Origin of the sequence: Thioclava sp. UBA3469 (assembly GCF_002378135.1) — a bacterium.
GTDB lineage: Bacteria > Pseudomonadota > Alphaproteobacteria > Rhodobacterales > Rhodobacteraceae > Thioclava > Thioclava sediminum.
The window spans coordinates 1-21,714 of record NZ_DFRG01000020.1; the positions used below are offsets into that span (position 1 = coordinate 1).

A 21,714-nucleotide genomic window follows, 5' to 3' on the forward strand; every position below is an offset into this window, starting at 1 on the left:
AATACTTACAAGCTTCTTCATCATTTAGATGATATATGATACGAAAAGCATAAGTCAAATTGAACTGTTAAAGCCCCAAGGCACCTCGTCCGCAGCGGAGCCCCCCCGCGCGAAGCGCAAAAGCTGCAGGCTCTACGATCGAAACTTTTCGACGGCCTGTTCCCTTCACCGCAAACTGACCCTGCCGATCGCGGATAATGGGGGCAATATCTGCCGCAAGGGCACGGGCGCCTACTTCCCGGTGATCCCGCCCGGGCGTCCCGCTGCCGAAGTGAACACGCAGGTCGATGCCTTTCTCGATATCGAGAAAGGCCGCCCTCCCTCAGCCTCGAACGCACATCTGGGTTGAGAGACGCATTTCTCATCTCATTTCTCGGTTGCATCTTGTATCGCCGCCCGCCAACCCCATCTATAAAATGCTTAGTTATTCCGACCGCACCCTGTCTCCCTTATCGGCCTCAGTTTGCTTTTCGATCTGACCGGCCGACCTGCCGCATCCTGCGGGCAGAATTCCAAACAAGGAGACAACACGATGGCCAATGGCACCGTGAAATGGTTCAACCCCGGCAAAGGCTTCGGCTTCATCCAACCCGAGAGCGGTCGCAAGGACGTGTTCCTGCACATCAGCGCGCTCGAACGGGCGGGCCTTTCCCAGATCGACGACGGTCAGAAAGTGACCTTCGAGATCGAAACCGGCCGCGATGGTCGGGAATCCGCCAAGGATCTCGAACTCGCCTGATAAAACCGTTCGCGGACTGGTGTCTTCCGGTCCGCGAACGCGCCCATGTGGCGAGAGTCTTCTCTGCTCGAATACCTTTGCGCAGTCCAGGTTCGAAACATCTGTAGAACCACCCATCCGGCATTGCGGACCAAGATGTGCGGGCGGGTTCAAAATTCACCTGTCTACGCGGAGAACGATCATGGGCTATTCCCCTCAAAAGAAACAACTCGACCTCAAGGATTTCCTGAGCCAACCCGCCAAAAAAGGTTTCCGGAAAGGCGTCGGCTTTCGTCGTGCGCCGACAAATCCGTCCCCTGTCAAAGCCAGCGCAAAACAGGCCACGGCAAAATAAATAGCTTTGCCGGGTTCGTTAATTTCCAGACTCCGCGAATAATCTTGCCTGATGGCGGCTCCCCGAGAGACGGGGCTGATCAGTCGGCGTTCAGCGCGAGCCACTTTCCTGAATGCTTATTGAGACGCCTTGATCCTAGCTTTGGGCCAAGACTCCCTCATGGGTGGCAGCCTCCTCGCGCGCCGCGTTCGCCGTGGGTTCGCTACCGCTTGGCCCCAAATCGGCCGGCCACAGTCACTCACGGCATTTCCACATTGACGTGGATCACGGACTCAAGCTCCCTTCTCGTGGCACCCAACGACAAGTGAACCCATTTCCGCGCGCGCTTTGCCTTGCGATGCATCGCTCGCCGAACAGGAAACCTGGATGCCCGATGATCCATACAAAGTCCTTGGCCTGACCAAGGCCGCCACAGCTGACGAAATCAAGAAGGCGTATCGCAAACTTGTGCGGACAAGCCATCCTGATTTGCACCCGGATGACGCAGGAGCCGAAGCGCGGTTCAAGGCGATATCGGCCGCTTACGATATCCTGAAAGATCCTGAAACCCGTGCGCGCTATGACGCCGGAGAAATCGATGGCCTCGGCGCAGAACGTCCGCAGCGCCAGTATTACCGTGATTTCTCGGGCTCATCCGACAACAGCTATCATCGACAGCGCGGGGTTGGGCCGGATGTCGATCCGGCAGATATTTTCGCTGACATATTGCGCAATCGCGGACGGTCTGGCGGCGACTTCGGCGACCGTGGTTTTTCCGCGCGCGGCGCCGACGCGCGCTATTCGCTCAACGTGCCGTTTCTCGATGCTGCGCGCGGAGCGGAAACCCACATCACGCTGCCCGATGGACAAAGCCTGACAGTCAAGATCCCACGGGGCACTGAAGACGGCCAGACACTTCGGTTACGCGGCAAGGGGGCGCCTGGCTATGGCGATGCTTCTGCGGGTGATGCGTTGATCACCGTTCTGGTGGGGTCTCATCCGGTGTTCGACCGAGACGGCGACGATATCCTGGTAACGCTCCCCATCACCATCGAAGAGGCCGTTCTCGGCGGCAAAGTCACCACACCGACCATTGACGGCCCCGTCGGGCTCACGATCCCAGCGGGCGCGAATTCGGGCCAGGTCTTACGTTTGCGTGGACGTGGCATCGCCAACGCGAAGCGCAAAACCAAGGGTGATCAGCGGGTTGAGCTGAAGATCGTGACACCACCCAGCATTGACGAGGATCTGCGCAATTTCCTCACCGAGTGGCGCAAGACACATCGCTTCGATCCGCGTGTTGATTTGATGAAGAGGGCCAGCGCATGACGGAGAGGTTTTCCGAAGAGGACGTGATCTCCAACGTTACCCGGCTCACACGAAGCCAGCTTTTGCGCTTTATCGAAGGCGAACTCGTGCGACCAGCAAAGGGCGATACCGGTTATATTTTCCGCAGCGTCGACATCGCGCGGTTGGAGTTGCTGTGCGATCTTTCCCATGATCTTGACCTCGACGAAACGGCGCTGGCAATCGTGATGTCGCTCCTTGACCAGTTGCATGCCGCACGACAGGACCTCGCTACCTTTGCGCGCGCGATAGATACCTTGCCATTGGAACTTCAGACGCGTGTCATTGCGGCAATGAAGCAGCCGTAAGCCCAACTCGCCTCTCTTCGTTCGGGAAACAGGCTAGCTTCAAAACGAGGACGTTTCAGGGGAGCATGTCAGAGGTTATTGAGTTATTGCTGCTTTCTTGACCCGCGAGCCTCACCGGTGCGACGGTGTCAATCCGCATCGCAAAGGTTGAGTCTCTTTGCAGGAGTATGGCGGTTCGTTTCATTAGCTGCCTGAGGGCGGAAACGAGAGGGAGATTGAAAATGGAAGATGCAATTCAGCCCGGCCAAGGCGTTTTTGTGACTGGCGCAGAAAAAACGATCTTCCGGTTTGAAGGACGCGCACGGGATGGCTTCGTGACTATTAGCGGATCAGGCGGCTTCACCTGCGACGTGCCAGAGGATTGTATTCAAGCGGTCAAAAAGCGCACCCGGAAGGAATTCGGAAATATCGACTTTCATCGCGACTGAACGCGCAAAGCACCCATCACCTGATTAACGCCTTGGCAGGTCGTCGAAACTTGCCTCCTCCGCCACGGGCACGGCGGCGCGCCCGCTTTGAACGGAGACCTCAACAGAGAGATCATAGAGCGCGTTGCCAAATCCTGAGAAGCTGCCCGAAATTGGTGAGACCTGATGGATACCTCGACCGACCGCGACCGGTATCAGGTTCTGCGACCCGACGCTGCGATTTGTCGGGTCGAATGCGATCCATCCGGCGCCGGGGACGAATATCTCGACCCATGCGTGGGTCGCCCCTGAGCCAGCCGATCCCACAAGGTTCATTTCGGGATTGAAGAGATATCCCGAGACGATGCGGGATCCGAAACCGAGATGGCGGACGGCCTCGGCAAGCAGGACCGCGAAGTCGCGGCACGAACCCCAGCACCGGTCGAGTGTTTCGGCCGGCGATTGGGTGCCCTCATCCTCCCGGCTCTGGTAGGAAATCTGCGTGAACACCCCGGTGCTGATGTCCTTCAGCAGAGACAATGTGTCAGTCGGGCGCCCCATGACGAAGTTCTCGACCCAGCGGGAAAGGCGGCCTTGGATGTCTTGATATTGCGGGGTGGTCAGCGCCCCCAAGTCCGTCCAGTCGTCCGCAGCGTAGAGAAAAGGATATTGGGCAGCAGAAGAAGCGATGGCGAAGACCGGCCAGGCCGACGCAGTCAGCTCCACGGACGCACGGCTTTCGATTGCCAGATGATCAGTCTGGTCGTCGAACACGGCAGTGGCGATGGCGTTGCCCGCCACATCATGCGCCCATGTTATGTGCGCCGCCGGCGTAATGGAGAGCGCGTGCGAGAGCAGCCGCAATTCGCGCGTCTCGCGCGGGCGCAGCATCAACCTGTGCGGCCCGAGAGAGACGTCTCCCCGGTATCGGTAGGTCGTTTTGTGAAGAATGTCGAGGCAGGCCAAATGACGCTCCAATACGGTCAGATAATAGTGGCAGCCACGCCCACAGCCATGTCGGCTAGCAATGGGGCAGCCAGACGCCTCGTTAAGCCGCTAATTTCTCGGTCGTGTTTCCGGACTCGTCGGCATCCCTTCGTTTTCGGCGGCCAGAATGGAGGCTTCGTAGCGCCGTCTTTCGGGAGCCGGCAGGGGCTCCAGTCTGGATAGATCAGGATCAGGCGATCGGAATACCGAGTAGAGATGGCGCAGATGCGCCTCCGAAACACCATCGGCTTCCATCACGAGGCGCACCATCGGATCCGAAAGCATCTCTTCCACGAAAAAATCCGACAGGGCACGGCCCGTAAGCTTGTCTCTGGCACGCGCGTGATCGAGATCGGCCAGAGAAACGGTCAGCGTCCTTACCAATCCGGGATGTGTGGCTCTGGGATGAAGCTTCACCATGACGGAAGCTTTCCAGATTTCGGGGTCCTTCCGATCCGGAGGCGAGACCAGCTCCGTCTCGATCTCATACTCTCCCGCCGGGAGTGTCTCGGCAAACCCCGGAATGTTGAACGGGCGGGAAAAAACCGCGACGGTCTTGCGTGTAAGTTCTTCCACTGGCCTAATCCTCTCACATGATGAGCGAATGACCCGCGCCCTTGCCAGGGCCGGGGCGCGGGTCTGCGCAGGTCTTAAGAAGTCTTGGATTTAGCCGTCGCTTCCTTGCTGGCGGCCTTAGACTCGCTCTTCTCGGCAGAAGGCTTGGCAGTCTTCTCGGGCGTTGGCTTCAGCGCCGCTGCGGCCCGAGTGGTCAGGTCCTTGAAGGACATGTCATCGATCCTTTTATCGCCCGACGTCAATTCTTGGTCCATGTCGGACCGGGATGCTTGTCGCCGGTTTGATCTATATGGGGACCAGGGACCCAATTTACGAGGGTCAGGCGCCGAGGAATCTGAGATCAGATGAGTCAATCTGCACGCAATCATGGCCGATTTCATGAACGAGACCGGCTGCGCGCCTCTGGGGGAGCGGGAATTGCATTTTCCCAACGCGCGAATGGCAATCATCGCCAGCACGCTCTTGCTTGGCTCTATCGGAATTGCCACCTTCGGCCTGCTGCACGCATCCGTGGCCTTTACCTTGGGAGTTCTGGGCTCGATGCTGCTGCGAACCGTGCCGCCCGGGCAGGTCTACAAGGCCATCGACTGGCCAGTCATCGTCCTGCTGGGATCGCTTATCCCGGAGGCTGGCACGATGCAGACCTCTGGTTCGGCAGATGTTCGGGCGCGTTTTTTGGTCGATACTGTTGCACGCGAGAACACCATCGCGGCTCTGGCGGCAATTCTGATCACCACGATGTTCCCATCGGATTTGATGAAAAATGCGGCCACGGCAGCGGTGCTGAGCCCAGTTGCCCTGGGCATCGCCGCTTCGCTCGACGTGAACCCCGACAGTTTCCTGATGGCGGTGGCGATCGGGGTATCTTGTGCTTTCCTCACGCCGATCGGGCATCAGAACAACACTCTCATCCTCGGGTCGGGCGGCTTTCGCTTCGGCGACTACTGGAAGCTTGGACTGCCGCTCGAGATGATCGTCGTTGCAGTAAGCTTGCCGCTGCTGCTGATCGTCTGGCCGCTATGAGCTTTGGAGATGACGCGCGCCGACCGGCAGATAAGCAATAATCTAAGCCTCCAGTTCTGGCAGTGCGATTGGCTTGACCCGAGAAAGGCTAGCGGCGTCTGGCCAAGCCACACTTGCCCCTTCGAACCAATGGCACACCAAGAGTAGCTCACGTATTCCGCCGAAACACAGCTTGCCCCAAGCGCGGACCATAGAGGGACAACGCGATCTCAGGTGAAGTTGTTGGTCTTCATGCCACTATCTATCAAATTGAAGGCCAGTTCAGGTTCAGAGATCACACGCCGGGGGACGCCCCTTCGCCGGCTCTACTCTCAGACGCGCGGTTACCTCGACGGTGGCTCCATCAGTCGGAAACTCAACGGTCGCGCTGGAATGCGCGTGACCGTTCACGGTAATTTCGACGGCGCCAGTGCCAAGGCCCTCCGGGTCATCGATCCGAAGCGAGATGGCGCCGGCTGGACCGCGGAGGCGAGCGCGGAAACGGCCCCAGCCCTTCGGTAGACACGGGGCGATGTGCAAAGCGCCCCCAACAAGTTCCAGCCCGAGGATCGCCTCGACCCCCAGTCGCCAGGACCAGGCGGCGGCGCCCGTATACCAGGTCCAGCCTGCGCGCCCCTCGAATGGCGCCGCGCCCCCGACATCGGCAGGCATCACATAAGGCTCCGCGCGGTAGCGCTCGGCATCTTCCCGAGAGGCACAGCGACGGATCGGGTTGATCAGGTCGAATATCCGGTAGGCTTCCTCTCCATTCCCGAGCTTCGCCTGTGCCATGCCGAGCCAAGTAGCGGCGTGGGTATATTGGCCACCGTTCTCGCGCACGCCGGGTGGATAGGCCCGGATGTAGCCCGGATCGCGGGGCGTGCGGTCGAAGGGTGGCGTGAGGAGACGCACGAGGCGCAACTCTCGGTCGACCAGCCATTCTGAGGCCGATCGCATCGCCTGCCGGCCGCGGTCCCTGTCGGGCCCGCCCGCCAGGACCGACCAGGACTGAGCGATGCTGTCGATACGGCATTCGTCGCATTCCTGCGAGCCCCAGGGCTGCCCGTCATCATCAAAGGCGCGCATATACCATGCCCCATCCCAGGCCGCGTTGTCCGCTGCCTGCTTCAATTCTCTTGCCCGACGTTCCCAATGCTCAACCTGATCCTCGTGCCCGCCTCGCCGGGACAGATCGGCGAAACCTTCGGCGCAATGGGATGCGAACCAAGCCAGCCACACACTTTCTCCTCTGCCGTGATAGCCGACACGATCCATTCCGTCGTTCCAGTCCCCTGCCCCGATCAGCGGCAGGCCGTGCTGTCCCGAGGTGACGCCATGGACCAGCGCCCGACGGCAATGCTCGAAGAGTGGCCAAGCCTCAGCACTGCGCGGGAAGGCGGCGTATCGGTCTTCTTCGTCCTCAGTAAGTGGTGGTGCCGTGAGAAACGGAACCTCCTCGTCGAGAATGCCGACATCTCCGGTGGAGCGCACGTAGCGATGGGTGGCGTAGACAAGCCACAGCATGTCATCCGAGCAGCGCGTCCGCACACCGCGGCCTTCCGGCGGATGCCACCAGTGCAGCACATCGCCCTCCTCGAATTGATGTCCGGCGCAGTCGAGGATATGGGCGCGAACGCGAGCGGGTTCCGAGAAGAGGAAGGCCATCATGTCCTGCAATTGATCGCGAAAGCCGATGCCACCGCCAGCCTGGTTGAACCCGGCGCGTGCCATAATACGGGAGGAGAGCGCCTGATAAGGTAGCCAACGATTCACCATCAGGTCGAAGGCGGGATCGGGCGTCTCGACCGTCACCGCCCCTAACCGCTGGTGCCATGTCGCGAGAGTCACCTCCAAGGCCTGGGCTGCACGCCCGACATCGGCCCATTTTACCGCGAGCGCCTCCGCATCCTCGATATTCGCGCCATCGCCGAGCACGAAAACTACCTCCTCGCTACCCCCCGGGGCTATATCGAGATGGACCTGATATGCCGCGCAGGCATCGCGAATTGCATCGCATTTACCTCCGAGCGACCAACGTCGCAGCCCTTCGGGATTTGTGGCGTCGTTTTCTGGGCCGTAGAACGTGGCCCGATCGCAGGTCAGGCTGTGCGCCGGATGGCTGGCGGTGAGAAACGCGACGCGCGATGCGAATTCCGGCTGCCAGCCGTTGCGGGCGATCAACGCCCGGCTGGCTGCACGATAGGCGCAAGCAACATGCGGCCGCGAGGCACTTGGCAACCCGCCGAGTTGCCATTCGGCGATGTAGGTTGCGGTGATGCGGCGCGGACGGTCGGTGGTGTTGCGCAGCCGAAGGTAGGCGAGTTTCACCGACGCTTCGGTAGGCACGAAAATGGTGAGTTGCTGTTCCAGACCTTGGCTTGTCCGCGTCCATTCGGTGCTGCCAGCTCGGTGGGTCACCTCGCAAGGAGCCTCGTGCCCCGCAGGCAATGGCGTCGGCGTCCAGATTCTCGCTGTTTCCTCGTCTCGCAGATATAGGGCTTCGCCCTGAGCATCAGTTACCGGGTCGTTCGACCAAGGCGTCAGTCGGTGCTCGCCGGCATTGAGGCTCCAGGTAAACCCGAGGCCTGCTTCCGAGACGATTGTGCCAAAGTAGTCATTCGCAAGCACGTTGCACCAGGGGGTCGGCGGAACGCGGCTGGCATCGAGGTGAATGACATAGGCGTCGCCATCCTCTGAGAACCCTCCGTAACCATTTTCGAAGCGCAGCACCTGCGCAGGGGCTCGCGGTGGTTGGGTCTCTCTCTCTGGTTGGCCATCAGGCGTGAAAAGAGGCGACTTGTCGCGCAGTTCCTGCACCGATTGTAGCGCCTCTGTCAGCGTCTCGGCAGCTCCGTCGAGCACCACCTGCGCCAATTCCTCGAGTGCGCGGCGCTGGGACGTGGCAATGCAGTCGGCGCTATGCAGATGCACGCCTCCGTCACCGCCTAGCCCCTCTGCCAGCCCCGCATCGCGCAGCGCGTCGCGTAATCGCGCATTGATCGGCTCCTCATAGCTTGATGCCCCTGTGCTCAGGATCACCAGATCTGCCCGCAACCCGTGCCGATGCCACCAGCGATGAGCGCGCACCACCGCGGGTAAAAGCGCCGCGTGGTCGGCATCATCCACCCGCACGAGCACGATCGGCAGATCGCCTGACAATCCCAGCCCCCAGAGGTCGTGCTGACCGGTTAGAAAACCGGCCAGAGACTCGGCCCGCTTGACAGGCGGGCGAACGAGTTCTGAGGCAACCGCCTGAGCTGCGCGCAGGTCGGCACCGGATGCCCCGAGTTGATCCGCCTCGATTGCGATGCTGCGCTTGGTGTCTTCGAATGCCCAATCGAGCGCGTCGCCGCCAGAATAACGGCTAGCGATTTCGATCGCGGTTTCGCGCGAACCAGCGGCGACGGTCATGAATGCCAGCTGCACCCGCGCGCCCGGTGCGAGCCGAGCCGTAGCCCGCAGCGCCGACGCTGGGTCGAGCGTCCAACCCGCGGTCGCCTCCGGTGGGCGGTGCAGCCAGTCCAGTGGTTCGCTGCTACCGTAGCGACCAAGGATCGCACGGCGGTCGCTGTCGAAGCCGCCGAACTGCACCGCGTCAGACCCGGTGAGCAGCCTTTGGAGCATGACTGGCGGTCGGTCGGAGGGGCGACGCGGGCGCCGGGTAAAGAGCAAAGCATCGAGCCCGACCAGCGGCTCGCTCTGCACGAATAGCTTGCTGAAAGCAGGGTGCCGCTCATGGGAGGCGAATGAAGCTAGGGCGACCTCGGCATAACTCGACACCTCGATCTCGCGCGTGCTCTGACTCTCATTGACCAAGGTGACTCGGCGAATCTCGACATCGTCGGCCTGGACGGTAACGATTTCCTGTGTTGCGGCGATCTCGTTCTTATGCAGGTGGAAGCTGGCTCGGTCAGGATAAAAGGTGATATCCACCGCTTGGCTGGACCTGCGACGGAAATCCCAAATCATGCCGTTCTCGGCATCACGCAGGAACAGTCCAGCCCGGGCGGGGCGGCCGATGTCCCCTGACCAGAGCGTTAGCGACTGCCCCTGCCACCACAGAGTGCTGTCTCCACCATCGCTTATCCAGGACGACAGGCGACCGTTGCCGATGACATGGAGATGCGGCACCCCGGTATCGGGCGCTGGCCAGCCATCCAGCGGCGGCACGGCTCGGCGCTCGAGTTCGGGAAGTGGCGGTGGGGCGGCATCGGGTAGCGGCTCGGGGACATATTCCCATGGCACCCTCTCCTGTAGCAGCATCTCCATCGCCGCGATCCGCGGGTCGCGGTTAAAGCGCCGCACGAGGCTATCGCCTGTTAGGGCATTGTCGATAGCGGACAGCAACATCCCCTGATGATGCGCCATGAAGGTCTGCACCGGGGTGAAACGCGCGCTGGGGCTGCGTTCGGCGGTAAAATCGGCAGCGTCATAGAAGCCGTATCGCCCTTGCATCCCCATGGCATCGAGACGTCGCAGGTTGGCAACAGCGGTTGCCGGCGCCACGGCAAGCGCCAGCGCGCTAGCATAGGGCGAAACGACGTAGTCTTCATCGAGCCCGCGCTTCAGGCCCAGCCCGGGGACGCCGAAGGCGCGATACTGGTAACGATGCGAAGCATCGCGCGTGGCGAAGGCGGCTTCCGACACCCCCCAGGGCAGACCCAACCGTTCGCCGTAGCGCTTCTGCACCGCGACGGCCGCCGCTTCGCTTTGCCCGAGAAGCCGGCCCGGCCCGCTGCGCAATAGCAGCGCGGGCATGAGATATTCGAACATCGAGCCGTTCCAGGACAGCACGGTCAGGTCGCGACCGGGATGCGCCAGTGGTCGTCCAAGGTGGAACCAGTGCTCCACGGGGACATCTCCCTTGGCGATCGCAAAGTAGCTTGCCAGCCGCGCCTCGGAGGCCAGTAGGTCATAGCGGTGCTGGTCCAGCTGGTCTTGGCTCAGGTTGTAGCCAATGAAGAACGTTCGGGTCTCGCGGTCGTAGAGCAGACCGAATTCCATCGCCAGCGCTAAGCGATGGGCATGCTCGGCGCTGACCGTGAGGCTGTCGCGAAGGGCGCTTCGCGCGGCCAGCCCTTGCGTGAACGCAGCGCGAAGGGTGTCGTGCCAAGGATCGGCCTCCCCGTCTCCAATCAGACCCCGTGCGGTCTCAATTGCGGTCTCAGTGTCCTCGAGGCGAAGATCGGGCGGCAGGACGTCGACAAGCTGAGCGGCGAGTGCCTCCTGCCCAGGTGGCGGCGCGACGACAAGGGGCGTCCACGGGCAAAGCGTCTCTAGATCTCGAATGAAGCTGTTCACATGGTGAATGCTGCGTTCGAGCCAGAGATGGATCTCTCGGGAATCTGTCGCCGGAGCGGCTTCGATCGCGGCCGGAAGCTCCGCCGAGAGCGCGGGCAGCCCCGTGTCCTGCATTGCGCCGGCGCTCGCGGCCCAATCCTCCGGCCGGTCGCGAACCCGCGCCGCTTCGGCGATCAGGTCGTCGAGACGAGCGAGCAGTGGGGCAGAAGGTTGCGACGGCATCGCCGCAAGGGCATCGCGCAGCAGTCCGAAGCTGTCCGCCAGACCATCCCACGAAACAGATGACACCGGCGGACCTTGGGCCGCCTCCCGGCACCCCTCCGTGAGCGTCACCAGGGCCACCGCAAGGTTGCCGCTGTCGACGGTGGAAACATAGCGCGGCTCCAACGGTTCGAGGGTGCGGGTATCGAACCAGTTCAGGATATGACCGTGGTAGCGCTCGAGCCGCTCAAGCGTGGCCAGCACATTGGCGGCTCGCGCGACGAGGGCGGGCAACCCGGAATGACCAAGGTCGAACGCAGAGAGCGTTGAAAGCAACAACATGCCGACATTGGTGGGTGAAGAGCGGTGAGCTATCTCTTCATGCGGCTCGGTTTGATAATTGTCGGGCGGTAGCCAGTTGTCCTCAGGCCCTGCATAGGTCTCGAAATACAACCATGTGCGACGCGCGAGGTGACGCAGGAAACGCTGGTCGTCACAACTCAGAGATTCTTCTGGGCGATGCAGAGGGCGGGCGATCAGCTGCGCGATCTCGGGAGAGATCAGCCATAGGAGCAGAAGCGGCGCTGCACCGGGCAAAGCTTCCGGCGCAAAAGCCATCAGCGTGGCCGCCATAGCCAAGGCCAATATCGGTGCGCCAGCCATCTCCTCCCAGGCACGCCTGCGATCCGCGCTGTCGGCGGTGGCGACATGGGCAGAGGAAGTCCATTCGAGCATCCGCCTGCGCGAGACCATCATTCTCCACAGCGCACGACAAATTGCGTCGAGCGAGACGAACGCTTCATGAGCCATGAAAACGACGGCAAGGGTCCAGCGCCGGGCGTGATCGAGGAACTGGCGCGTCCGCTCGCGCACTACGCCGCGTCTGCGCCCGCGGATAAAGCCCGCAATGGAGTCTGTTACCAGGTAGACTCCCGGAGCGACCACAGTGAGCACGGACCACACAAACGCATCCGACGGCACGAGAAGCCAGCCGATCAGAGCGAGTAGCACCAAAACCGGCGGGATCAAGCTGCGGCGCAGATTGTCGATGATTTTCCAGCGGTCGAGAGGTGAAAGCGGATTCTTGAATTGCTTTTCGCCCCGCCCGGGCACAGTGCGCCGGAGCCAGGGCAACAACTGCCAATCGCCGCGTATCCAGCGGTGCCAGCGGCGGGTGAATTCTGGGTAGTTGCCCGGGAAATTCTCATAGAAAACGATGTCTGACGCGAGCGCGGCCCGCCCGTGCAGGCCTTCGAACAGGTCATGACTGAGTATCGCGTTCTCCGGCACCCGCCCGCGCAGGCTCTGGCTGAATGCTGCGGCGTCATAGGCCCCCTTTCCCGTGAAGACGCCTTCGCCAAAAAGGTCCTGGTAGACGTCCGACACCGCCCGGCTATAGATATCGATCGCCGTGTCGCCAGTATAGAGCCGGGCGAAAAGCGAGGCCGAGCCCGCCTCTGGCGAGATCTCGATCCGCGGCTGGATGAAGGTATAGCCCGAGATCACGCGCTCGCCTGTCGGATCGAATTCCACCCGGTTGAGCGGATGGGCAAGCGTGCCGATCAACCGGTGGATCGTGCCCGGCGGGGCGATGGTGTCTGCATCCAGCGTGACCACAAAGCGCACGACACCAAGGGCGCCGGTATTGCCCTCGGTCAGGGCGAAGGCCGACACTGCATCGCCGTGAAGGAATCCATTGAATTCTTCGAGCTTGCCGCGCTTGCGCTCCCATCCCATCCAAACGCCTTCTGCCGGGTTCCATCGCCGCCGCCGGTGCATCAGAACGAAGGGGTGACCTGGTCCGTATCGTCCATTCAGCTTCCGGATGCCCTCGCTGAGAGCGTCTTCTACGCCCGCGTCTGATGAAAGGGTTTCGCTCGCAGCGTCTGCCAGGTCGCTCAGGATCACGTAGCGCAGGAGCGGGTCGGGGTTGGTCAGCCAGTGCCGCTCGAGTTGGGCGATGAGTCTCGAAACCTCGTCTTGCGCGGCGATGATCACCGGCAGGACGACGGCCGTCTCACAACCTTTCGGCAGGCCATCACTGAAGTCGAGCTTGGGAAGCGTCCGGGGCGGGATCGTCTGAGTTACAAGCCAATTGACAACAGTGACGGCTATGATCGAGGCCGGCATGAGCGACAGGAGCGCGGCAACGATCGACGCAGTGACCGACGCGTTGTTCACAGCAAGCATCACCAGCGGCACGGTCATCGCCACCGTCCCCACCGCAATCAACGCGACGGCATAGGAGGCGCCCGCATGAGCCAGGACCCAGCGTCGCCACGCCGCCGCGGGACGTGCGCGAAAGCCCACAAGCTGCTCCAGTTGACGGCGCCCGTCGCCGGCAAGCCACCAGCCGACATGGTTGGCGCGGGACGCCCCGGCATGGGAGGTAGCCAGCAAGATCGCCTGATCGGCAACACGCGTTTCGGACCAGTCCGAGCCCTCGGATAGCTCCTCGACCGCTTTGCGATAGCTGTCGCGTGTGTCGAAATCCATCGCGGCGTAGATACCTGCCGGGTCCTCCCGGAGGATCGCCTCGACCCGGTTCGTCGCCTCGAAGACCTCCTCCCACGGCACGCGCGAGATGGCCGAAAGCGCCATAATGGCACGCGAGACCGCCTCGGTCGGGTCGTGCGCCTCACCGTAAGCAGCTCCTGGCGTTGCTCTGAAAGGAGGATCAATCTTTTCGATCAATTCAGAGAAAGCCACGACGATGGTCTCGAGGCAGGCGAGCCGCAGCATCGCAGGAAAGGCCCAGAGTTCCGCGATCGTCAGGGCCGCGCCGCGCTGGAAAGCGGCCAGGAATCTCTCTGCGGCCTCGATATTTACCTGCATATGCGCAGATGCGAGAAAGCCATGCGCGGCCAGAAATATCCGCGGCAGGCCGCGGCACTCGGGGGTGGCGAGGCTGGGCAGGCGGCGATAGAACTCCGGCGGCATATCTGCCTGAACCTGGCGAACTGCGCGGCGAACATGATACTCGTTGTCGAGCAACCATTCGGCCGCCTTTGTCGCTGCCGGAGGCGGATGTATCGAACTGCGTTGCGCCCTGGCAAGCCATTTCGGGATCGCATCGAGTTCGGCCCAGACTGGAGCGGAACGCGGAGCGCCCGCGCAGATCTCGAGGTGGTGGCTCAAGCTCTCGGCTGCGTGATCGAGCAGTTCCTCCGGCCCGGCGCCAGCTTCCCGATCTGGCGCCTCGATCACACCGGCGCCCTAACCATAGGTAATCGCCACGGCGCGGCCTGCGCCGAAGGCCTCGATCCGGCTTCGGGGCGGCGCACCAGAAGCACGGGAACAGTAGCCGCCGAAATCAGGTATTCCGCCGTGCTGCCGATCGGCAGGTCAGGATGCGCCCCCTGCCCGCGCGCGCTGAGCACCACGAGGCTGGCGGCTTCCTCGTTTACAGCTCGGGCGAGCGCCCGACGCGGGTCTTCGCCACTGATAAGGCGCACGCGCGTGCGCAACGCGTCGGGGGGCAACAGTGCCCGGATTCTGTCGAGATAGGCTTGGGCCACGCGTTCGTTGCGGTGGCGCAGGTCGGCACGCAAAGCCTCGTCATGGGCGTCGGGCGGACTGTTTCCCGTAAGGCTGATGTCCGGCACCGCGTGCAACAAGACCAACTCGGCGCTCCGGCTCTGGGCGGCACGCAGGGCAATCGGCAACACCGCCTCCGCCCAGGTCGAACTGTCGAGCGGCACCAGGACACGCCCCCCGGGCGCCTGTCGCGACACGTCATTGGCCGGGGACTCGGGGACGATCAAGACAGAGCCTGCGGCGCGCTCGGCGACCTGACGCACCGTGCTGCCGAGACCCCATTCGGTCCAGCGGTCGCGTCCACCTACACCCAACACTATCAGATCCACCCCGGCCGCATGCGCTTTGCGGCAGATGCAGTCCGCAGACGCTCCGCTCATGACTTCCGTGTGGATGTCTGGCACGGAACAGATTTCGCCAACAAGCCGGCCAAGCTCTGCCTCCTCCTCTCGGCGGCCGAGGTCCCAATCGACGGGATCGACCGGACGTCGCATAGCCTCCGTTCCGGCCTCCATCACCCGAAGCACCGTTAACTCGGCTCCCATGACTTCGGCAATGGCCGCAGCCTCAGCCAGAACCCGACGCGACTGCGGCGAATGGTCGAGACAGGCCATCACGTGACGAAAATGCAAAGAAGTGTCTCTGGGGCGGCTCATCGCCACCAACAAGTCGCGCGCCGAATTTGGATGCAATTCTGGCATCGAAACCTCCTTGGCGAGATATTTTGTGTTAAGGCAACCCCTTATTGGCTTGCGGCTTCCTTTCTACCAGATGCGGGATGCGGCAACATTGACACAACGCAACGCGACGGAGGGGATGGAGCGCGTGATCTGTCACTCGAATGGCGTCTCGTCTCTGTGATTATCCGTCTCGGGTCCTGCAGAAAGGAGTGCCTGTCGTCATCGAACAATGCTCCGATCTGGGCACATCGAGTTCACGACACCTCTGAAGGAAACTCATGATGCACGGCCGCGAATTTTCGGCTGAGGCACCGACGATGTAGTAAACCCTCTCGTTTCAGTAGAGTTGCCCGAAAATGCAATTTGCCACATGATGATTGCCGAGTTTCTTGCAGACCTGATTGAACCTGACATCTCTTGCGACGCGACAAGGACCCCCATGCCTTCCACGTCCTATCCTCCATCGACAAGCCCGGCGAATCTTCACCCAGTCGACACCCGGCTTCTGGCGGAAGAGCAGCATATCATCTCGAGGCTCCATGCACTGCCCCCAAGTGAAGCCCTTCAGGCGGTCTCAGCCAGGGCGGAAGGACTTAGCAGCGAGGAAGCCGCGCATCGCCGGGTCGCGCACGGTCCCAACCGGCTTCCCGAACCGCCCCGACGAAGCCCGCTGTTGCGCTTCCTGGCGCACTTCCACAACGTGCTGATCTATGTGCTGCTCGCCTCCGCCGCGGTGACGGGGGCTCTTCAGCATTGGCTGGACATGGGTGTGATTCTTGCCGTGGTAATCGTCAACACGGTGATCGGCTTTGTCCAAGAAGGTCGCGCCGAGCAAGCAATGGCCGCGATCCGGGATATGCTGGCGCCGCGCGCGGCGGTGCTGCGCGACGGACGCCGACAGACCCTCGAGGCGGCCGATCTGGTGCCCGGCGACATCGTGCTGATCGAGGCGGGTGATCGGGTGACAGCCGATCTTCGGTTGATCTCGGCCCGGGGGCTGAAGGCCGAGGAGGCGATCCTGACCGGCGAATCCGTGCCGGTCGACAAGGGCACCGCATCGGTCGCGGAGGATGCGCCGCTGGGCGACCGGAATTCGATGCTCTTCTCGGGCACGCTGGTGGCCGCCGGGGCGGGACGCGGCGTCGTCGTGGCGACGGGCGCACAGACCCAGATTGGCCGGATTAGCGGCATGCTGAGCCGGGTCGAGACGCTGACGACGCCGCTCGTCGCGCAAATGGACCGCTTCGCCCGCTGGCTGACGGTCTTCATCCTTATGGTGGCGGCGACACTCCTGACCTACGGCTACTTCGTCGGCCACCTGCCGTTTTCCGACCTGTTCATGGCCATCGTCGGCCTCTCGGTAGCTGCGATTCCCGAGGGATTGCCAGCAGTGTTGACGATCACCCTCGCTGTCGGGGTGCAGGCAATGGCCCGACGCAACGCCATCGTTCGCCGCCTGCCGGCGATCGAGACGCTGGGCGCAGTCTCGGTGATCTGCTCGGACAAGACCGGAACGCTGACGCGCAACGAAATGACGGTGGCCTCACTCGCCGCGACCGAGCACGTTTATTCCGTGATGGGCAACGGTTACGCTCCCGAAGGCGCGGTGCGCTGGCGCGATGCCGATATCGACCCGGACGACCACGCGGTGCTGATGGAATTCGCCCGCGCCGCGGCGCTTTGCAACGATGCGCTGCTGCACAGCCATGCCGAAGGCTGGCGTGTCGAGGGCGACCCGATGGAGGGCGCGCTCATGGCGCTCGCCGGCAAGGTCACTCGAGACGGGCCCGAGCCCTTCCGCGAATGGTCCCGTGCCGATGCAATCCCCTTCGATGCCGCGCATCGCTACATGGCCACGCTGCACCGCGACCGCAAAGGCCACGCCTGCATCCACGTCAAGGGCGCCCCCGAAGCGGTGCTTGCACTCTGCGCCGACCAGCGCAGCGCCGACGGCAGCACGGAGCCGCTGCACGTCGATCACTGGCACGCAGCGATCGAGGAGCTCGCTGCCGAAGGCCAGCGGGTGATCGCGATCGCCACACGCGCGGTGTCTGCGGGCCACGCCGAACTGATATCGGCTGACCTGGAGGGGCAGCTGACCTTCGTCGGCCTGATCGGTCTGATCGATCCCCCGCGGGCCGAAGCCATAGACGCCGTCGCCGACTGTCATGCCGCGGGTATCCAAGTGAAGATGATCACCGGCGACCATGCCGCCACGGCGCGCGCCATCGCCGGAAGAATCGGGCTGAAGAACGCCGAGCGCGTTCTCACCGGCGCGGATATCGAAGCGATGGACGACGCCGAACTCGCCGACGCGGCCGTGAAGACCGACATCTTCGCGCGCACCTCTCCGGCCCACAAATTGCGGCTCGTAACAGCCCTGCAATCGCAGGGGCTGACCGTCGCCATGACCGGAGACGGGGTCAATGACGCACCGGCGCTCAAGCGCGCCGATGCCGGGATCGCCATGGGGCGAAAGGGCAGCGAGGCAGCCAAGGAGGCCGCCGAAATCGTGCTCGCCGATGACAATTTCGCGTCTATCGCCGCAGCAGTGCGCGAGGGCCGGACGGTCTATGACAATATCAAAAAGGTCATCAGCTGGACACTACCCACCAATGCTGGCGAGGCAATGACGATTGTCGCAGCGCTCTTTGCCGGCATGACACTGCCGATTTCGGCGGTGCAAATCCTCTGGGTAAACCTGATCACCGCCGTGACGCTGGGCGTCGCGCTCGCCTTCGAACCGTCCGAGCCCGGCACCATGCGCCGGCCGCCTCGCCTGCGCGCCGCGCCGCTGCTGACGGGTCAACTGATCTGGCACATCGTGCTCGTCTCGTCGCTATTCCTGATGGCGGTTTTCGGGGTTTACTTCTACGCCACCGACCGGGGCTACCCGTCCGTCCTGGCGCAGACGATGGCAATGAACACCTTGGTCGTGCTCGAGATTTTCCATCTTTTCTTCATCCGCAACATCCACGGCACCTCACTCACCTGGGCGGCTGCGCGAGGAACGCCGATCATCTGGGGCTGCGTGCTTACCGTCATGGCAGCCCAGCTCGCAATTACCTACGTCCCCCCTTTGCAGAAGGTGTTCGGAACACAAGCCGTGCCGGTCCCCGAAGGCGTATTGATCATCCTGATCGGCGTCGTTTTCTTCGTTTTGATAGAGATCGAGAAGCAGATGCGGCTCGCACTTCGAAGCCTCACGCCCTGATAAGAACCGATTTCAGGAAGATCAAAAGGGCGGACCTCTTCGCATTGTTGCGCTAACTCCGGCTCTCGAAAGAACCCTAAATCCCGGTCAAAGCCTGCGCACGGAATTTCCGCCTGCGACGATTGCGCGGATCAGCTCTGCCGTGGCCAGGTGCGCCTCCCCTGCGAGAGATGCGGCAGCCGCGTGTTCATGACTTGCGGCCGCATCTTCGAGCACGCCGACGACCTCGGCCTCCGACAGCAAACCGCGATCGTTCATCGCCAAGAGCAACGCCTCGCAGATCGACAGCGCAGCGATCCCTGCATATTCCGATTTCGAGGACATTGGTTTCGGCCTTTCCTTGTGGGATTTGGGTCGCCACCGGCTGGTAATGGTGCCAACATGCAATATGACAGAAATTCCTTTCGGCTGGACTGATCGAAAGCAGCTTAAGCTTGCGATACCAGGTCTGTGCTGACCGGGACCAATGGAAAGCAAGCCACGGATGGAAGACACACCACTCGCGCGTAAGCTTGCGGCATTCGTCACCCTAACGGATCAGGAACGCACGGCTCTGAAGCTCTTATTTCGCCACCGCCGCTCGTTCGCGGCGGGACGCGATCTGGTTCATCAGGGCCAATCCGAACACGCCACCTATATTCTCTCGAAAGGATGGGTCTCCTCCTACAAGATTCAGCCCGATGGCGGGCGACAGATCGTCGACTTTCAGGTCCCCGGTGACTTCCTGGGCCTGCGCAGCATACTTTTGCGCACCTCCGATCACAGCTTCGAGCCAGTGGTCGAGATCGAGGCGGCAGAAGTGCGGCTGGATGAGTTGCTCGATGTTTTTAAGACCACACCGCGGCTTGCGACCGCCATACTTTGGGCGGCCTCTCGCGACGAGGCGATGGTCGTCGAGCATCTTGTGGGGATTGGCCGTCGCAGCGCGGATAAACGCGTCGCACATTTTCTTCTCGAGCTTGGCGCACGGCTCTCCTTTGTCGGCGTCGCAGACAAGCGCGGCTTCGATTGTCCGCTCACGCAGTATCATCTGGCCGATGCCCTGGGGCTCAGCGCGATACACGTCAACAGAGCGCTGCGCCAGCTGCGCGAGGTTGGGCTGGTCACCTTTCGCTCGGGCCGCGTTTCCTTCCACGATTACGACCGGCTGATCAGCGAGGCAGAGTTCGATCCCTCCTACATGGATCAGGAAGGCCCTTTGCTGACTTGATTGCGCTCGGCACGCTGATCCATGTCAGGACCGATCCTTGTGATTGCGCTTATGTTGACGGGAAGTTTTCAGCGGAGGTCATCAAGACTGACCTGAAAAAACAATTATTTAGGCGAGGTCTACATGCTGCTTGATAGTCAACTCACCTGCGCACCAACATCGACCTGTCTCCAGTTCGTGGAGGATGGAATTGGATTTTTCGGGGAGATTGACGCGTGCGCGGCGAAAGCCTTGGAAATGCGAACACACGTCGCCCGATTCCCTTCGGGCACGACCATCTTTGCCCAGGGCGAACCCGCTGCCTCGATTGGGGTTCTGGCCTCGGGAACGGTGAAGGTTGTCAACCTGACCGTAGACGGCAGAATGCATATTCTGAGCCTGCTCGGCCCTGGGGATATCGTCGGCGACATCGGGGCTGCTGAGAACAAGTTGTCCTGGGAAGCGGCAACGGATGTTACCCTGTGCTGGATGACGCGTTCGAGTTTTGAGACACTGCTGTCAGAGCACGCAACGTTGCAGAAAGGCTATCTCGCCGCGACCGTCCGTCAGCTCGAGAAGGAACGCCTCTGGGCGTCATCCCTGCGCGGCACGGGAACTATTCAACGTGTTGCGGCCCTGTTGTTCGCTCAGCTACCTCCGCAGTCGGGCACGGTCGATACGCATTTGCCGCTTTCGCTCACGCGGCGCGACATCGCCTCGCTGTTGGATATGTCCAGCGAGACGCTTTGCCGCGTTCTTCACGAGATCAAAGATAAGGGGGCAATCCGCATGCCCACGCCCGCTCTGATCGTCGTGCAGCAGCCTGGCACTTTGCTCGCGATCGCAAAAGGCGTGGGGGCCTCGCTCCCCAACGGCATGATGAACAACGGCATGAGGAACCGACCGAAACTCAACGAGTCTTTTCCGATAACGGCCCATGCGTCAAGGCGTATGAAGCCAGTCATGATCAAGGCCATCGAAGATGAAATCGGTTTTCTGCTGCCAATCGGGAGGCCATGAGGAGACGCTGCGAACGCGGAGCTGCGCACGAAACCGCTTTGCTGGCAGCATGTTATACGAGAACCCAGTGGTCAATCCGCCGAGATTCATCTGAGGCGTCGGCGCAACGGGTGCTCGCCGCATGCAAGGCCCTGAAATCGGGATAGCTGAAAGTGAATGCTCCCCGTTCTCTGCTCACACATCGTGTTCCGAGAAAAGGGAGTTCGTTCGGTCAGCGCGAGCATCAGAATCTGGTCGTCGCGGATACGGGTATCTCAATTTCTCTGAGCAAGGCGGGGTGCATGGTTCGCGATGTGACATACCGTTCATTGAGCACCCTCTCTTTGAAAGCTGGCATTTGAGAGTATGCTCGGAAGATCAGAAAACGAGCAGAAACGCATCCTCGAAAACTGATGCCGACACCTGAGGCGAAAAGCTAGCCACAAGATACAAGACAGACTATCGGTAGGTATTTCCAGCCGCTGGATTGCGGGTCGGCGCGACCAGCGTCGAGCCCTGCTTGAAAAGCCAGCCCGCGAGACCCACCATAGGCAGACCCCGCCCCTCCCCCGCCCGAGCACACGGTCTGCACGCTTGACCGCCTGACCTAACGAAGACTTTTCATGCGCAGCACCTTAGACCGTATCCGCCAAGCCGTGAGTTTCGAACTCATTGGCCTCCTCATCGTGACGCCGCTTTTCGCTTGGGCTTTCGGTCATCCCATGGAGGAAATGGGCGTGCTTGTGGTCCTTGGCGCAACAGCGGCCACTGCCTGGAACTACCTATTCAACTTGGCCTTCGATCATCTCTTGCTCTGGCGTCGTGGCGATGTCCGTAAGACTATGCCAATTCGGATCTCTCACGCGGTGCTTTTCGAGCTGACGCTGCTCACCCTGCTTCTGCCGGTTTTCGCA

At 61.8% G+C, this 21,714-nt stretch carries 16 protein-coding genes; 10 read left to right on the plus strand and 6 right to left on the minus strand.

All coding sequences use genetic code 11. The annotated features are described in order from the left end of the window. Positions 1 to 532: 532 nt before the first annotated feature. From B3D39_RS01600 to B3D39_RS01620, 5 genes are all read left to right on the plus strand, one after another. Positions 533 to 739, plus strand: coding sequence for a cold-shock protein (locus B3D39_RS01600; RefSeq protein WP_078572559.1), 207 nt, complete (start codon positions 533 to 535; stop codon positions 737 to 739). A 181-nt stretch (positions 740 to 920) separates the two neighbouring features. After that, complete coding sequence (locus tag B3D39_RS01605) at positions 921 to 1,073, plus strand: hypothetical protein (protein WP_168174797.1); 153 nt, start codon at positions 921 to 923, stop codon at positions 1,071 to 1,073. Positions 1,074 to 1,439: 366 nt separating this feature from the next. Further along, the gene (locus B3D39_RS01610; protein WP_274962997.1) at positions 1,440 to 2,381 is read left to right on the plus strand and encodes a J domain-containing protein; all 942 of its coding nucleotides are present in this window, start codon (positions 1,440 to 1,442) and stop codon (positions 2,379 to 2,381) included. Next, entirely contained in the window at positions 2,378 to 2,707 is a 330-nt protein-coding gene (locus B3D39_RS01615; protein ID WP_078572561.1) for a chaperone modulator CbpM, read from the plus strand. The genes B3D39_RS01610 and B3D39_RS01615 overlap by 4 nt, the downstream gene beginning before the upstream one ends. Positions 2,708 to 2,928: 221 nt before the next feature. After that, the gene (locus B3D39_RS01620) at positions 2,929 to 3,135 is read left to right on the plus strand and encodes a hypothetical protein (RefSeq protein ID WP_078572562.1); all 207 of its coding nucleotides are present in this window, start codon (positions 2,929 to 2,931) and stop codon (positions 3,133 to 3,135) included. A gap of 24 nt (positions 3,136 to 3,159) precedes the next feature. Here the strand turns inward: B3D39_RS01620 and B3D39_RS01625 are convergent, their stop codons facing one another. The 3 genes from B3D39_RS01625 to B3D39_RS01635 all read right to left on the minus strand — a co-directional run bounded on the left by B3D39_RS01625 (position 3,160) and on the right by B3D39_RS01635 (position 4,889). Further along, complete coding sequence (locus tag B3D39_RS01625) at positions 3,160 to 4,080, minus strand: transglutaminase family protein (protein WP_143595113.1); 921 nt, start codon at positions 4,078 to 4,080, stop codon at positions 3,160 to 3,162. Positions 4,081 to 4,170: 90 nt separating this feature from the next. Beyond that, complete coding sequence (locus tag B3D39_RS01630) at positions 4,171 to 4,677, minus strand: hypothetical protein (RefSeq protein ID WP_078572564.1); 507 nt, start codon at positions 4,675 to 4,677, stop codon at positions 4,171 to 4,173. 74 nt (positions 4,678 to 4,751) lie between these two features. Further along, complete coding sequence (locus B3D39_RS01635; protein ID WP_168174798.1) at positions 4,752 to 4,889, minus strand: hypothetical protein; 138 nt, start codon at positions 4,887 to 4,889, stop codon at positions 4,752 to 4,754. A 154-nt stretch (positions 4,890 to 5,043) separates the two neighbouring features. On the opposite strand from B3D39_RS01635, the gene B3D39_RS01640 reads away from it, so the two are divergent. Beyond that, a complete protein-coding gene (locus B3D39_RS01640) occupies positions 5,044 to 5,700 on the plus strand; it encodes an SLC13 family permease (protein ID WP_274962998.1) in 657 nt (218 codons plus the stop codon). A gap of 267 nt (positions 5,701 to 5,967) precedes the next feature. Here B3D39_RS01640 and B3D39_RS01645 read toward each other — a convergent pair whose 3' ends face one another. After that, positions 5,968 to 14,388 carry a GH36-type glycosyl hydrolase domain-containing protein gene (locus B3D39_RS01645; protein WP_274962999.1) on the minus strand — a complete coding sequence of 2,807 codons (8,421 nt, stop codon included), beginning with the start codon at positions 14,386 to 14,388 and terminating at the stop codon, positions 5,968 to 5,970. Further along, positions 14,385 to 15,419, minus strand: coding sequence for a universal stress protein (locus tag B3D39_RS01650; protein WP_274963000.1), 1,035 nt, complete (start codon positions 15,417 to 15,419; stop codon positions 14,385 to 14,387). The genes B3D39_RS01645 and B3D39_RS01650 overlap by 4 nt, the downstream gene beginning before the upstream one ends. A gap of 418 nt (positions 15,420 to 15,837) precedes the next feature. On the opposite strand from B3D39_RS01650, the gene B3D39_RS01655 reads away from it, so the two are divergent. Then, positions 15,838 to 18,612, plus strand: coding sequence for a cation-transporting P-type ATPase (locus tag B3D39_RS01655; RefSeq protein ID WP_414717955.1), 2,775 nt, complete (start codon positions 15,838 to 15,840; stop codon positions 18,610 to 18,612). 87 nt (positions 18,613 to 18,699) lie between these two features. Here B3D39_RS01655 and B3D39_RS01660 read toward each other — a convergent pair whose 3' ends face one another. Beyond that, positions 18,700 to 18,936 carry a hypothetical protein gene (locus B3D39_RS01660; RefSeq protein WP_078572569.1) on the minus strand — a complete coding sequence of 79 codons (237 nt, stop codon included), beginning with the start codon at positions 18,934 to 18,936 and terminating at the stop codon, positions 18,700 to 18,702. Positions 18,937 to 19,096: 160 nt separating this feature from the next. On the opposite strand from B3D39_RS01660, the gene B3D39_RS01665 reads away from it, so the two are divergent. The 3 genes from B3D39_RS01665 to B3D39_RS01675 all read left to right on the plus strand — a co-directional run. Further along, positions 19,097 to 19,822, plus strand: coding sequence for a Crp/Fnr family transcriptional regulator (locus tag B3D39_RS01665; protein WP_078572570.1), 726 nt, complete (start codon positions 19,097 to 19,099; stop codon positions 19,820 to 19,822). 123 nt (positions 19,823 to 19,945) lie between these two features. After that, entirely contained in the window at positions 19,946 to 20,821 is an 876-nt protein-coding gene (locus B3D39_RS01670; protein WP_078601936.1) for a Crp/Fnr family transcriptional regulator, read from the plus strand. A 602-nt stretch (positions 20,822 to 21,423) separates the two neighbouring features. Continuing rightward, on the plus strand, positions 21,424 to 21,714 hold a 291-nt coding region (locus tag B3D39_RS01675; protein ID WP_286789316.1), incomplete at its 3' end, for a PACE efflux transporter.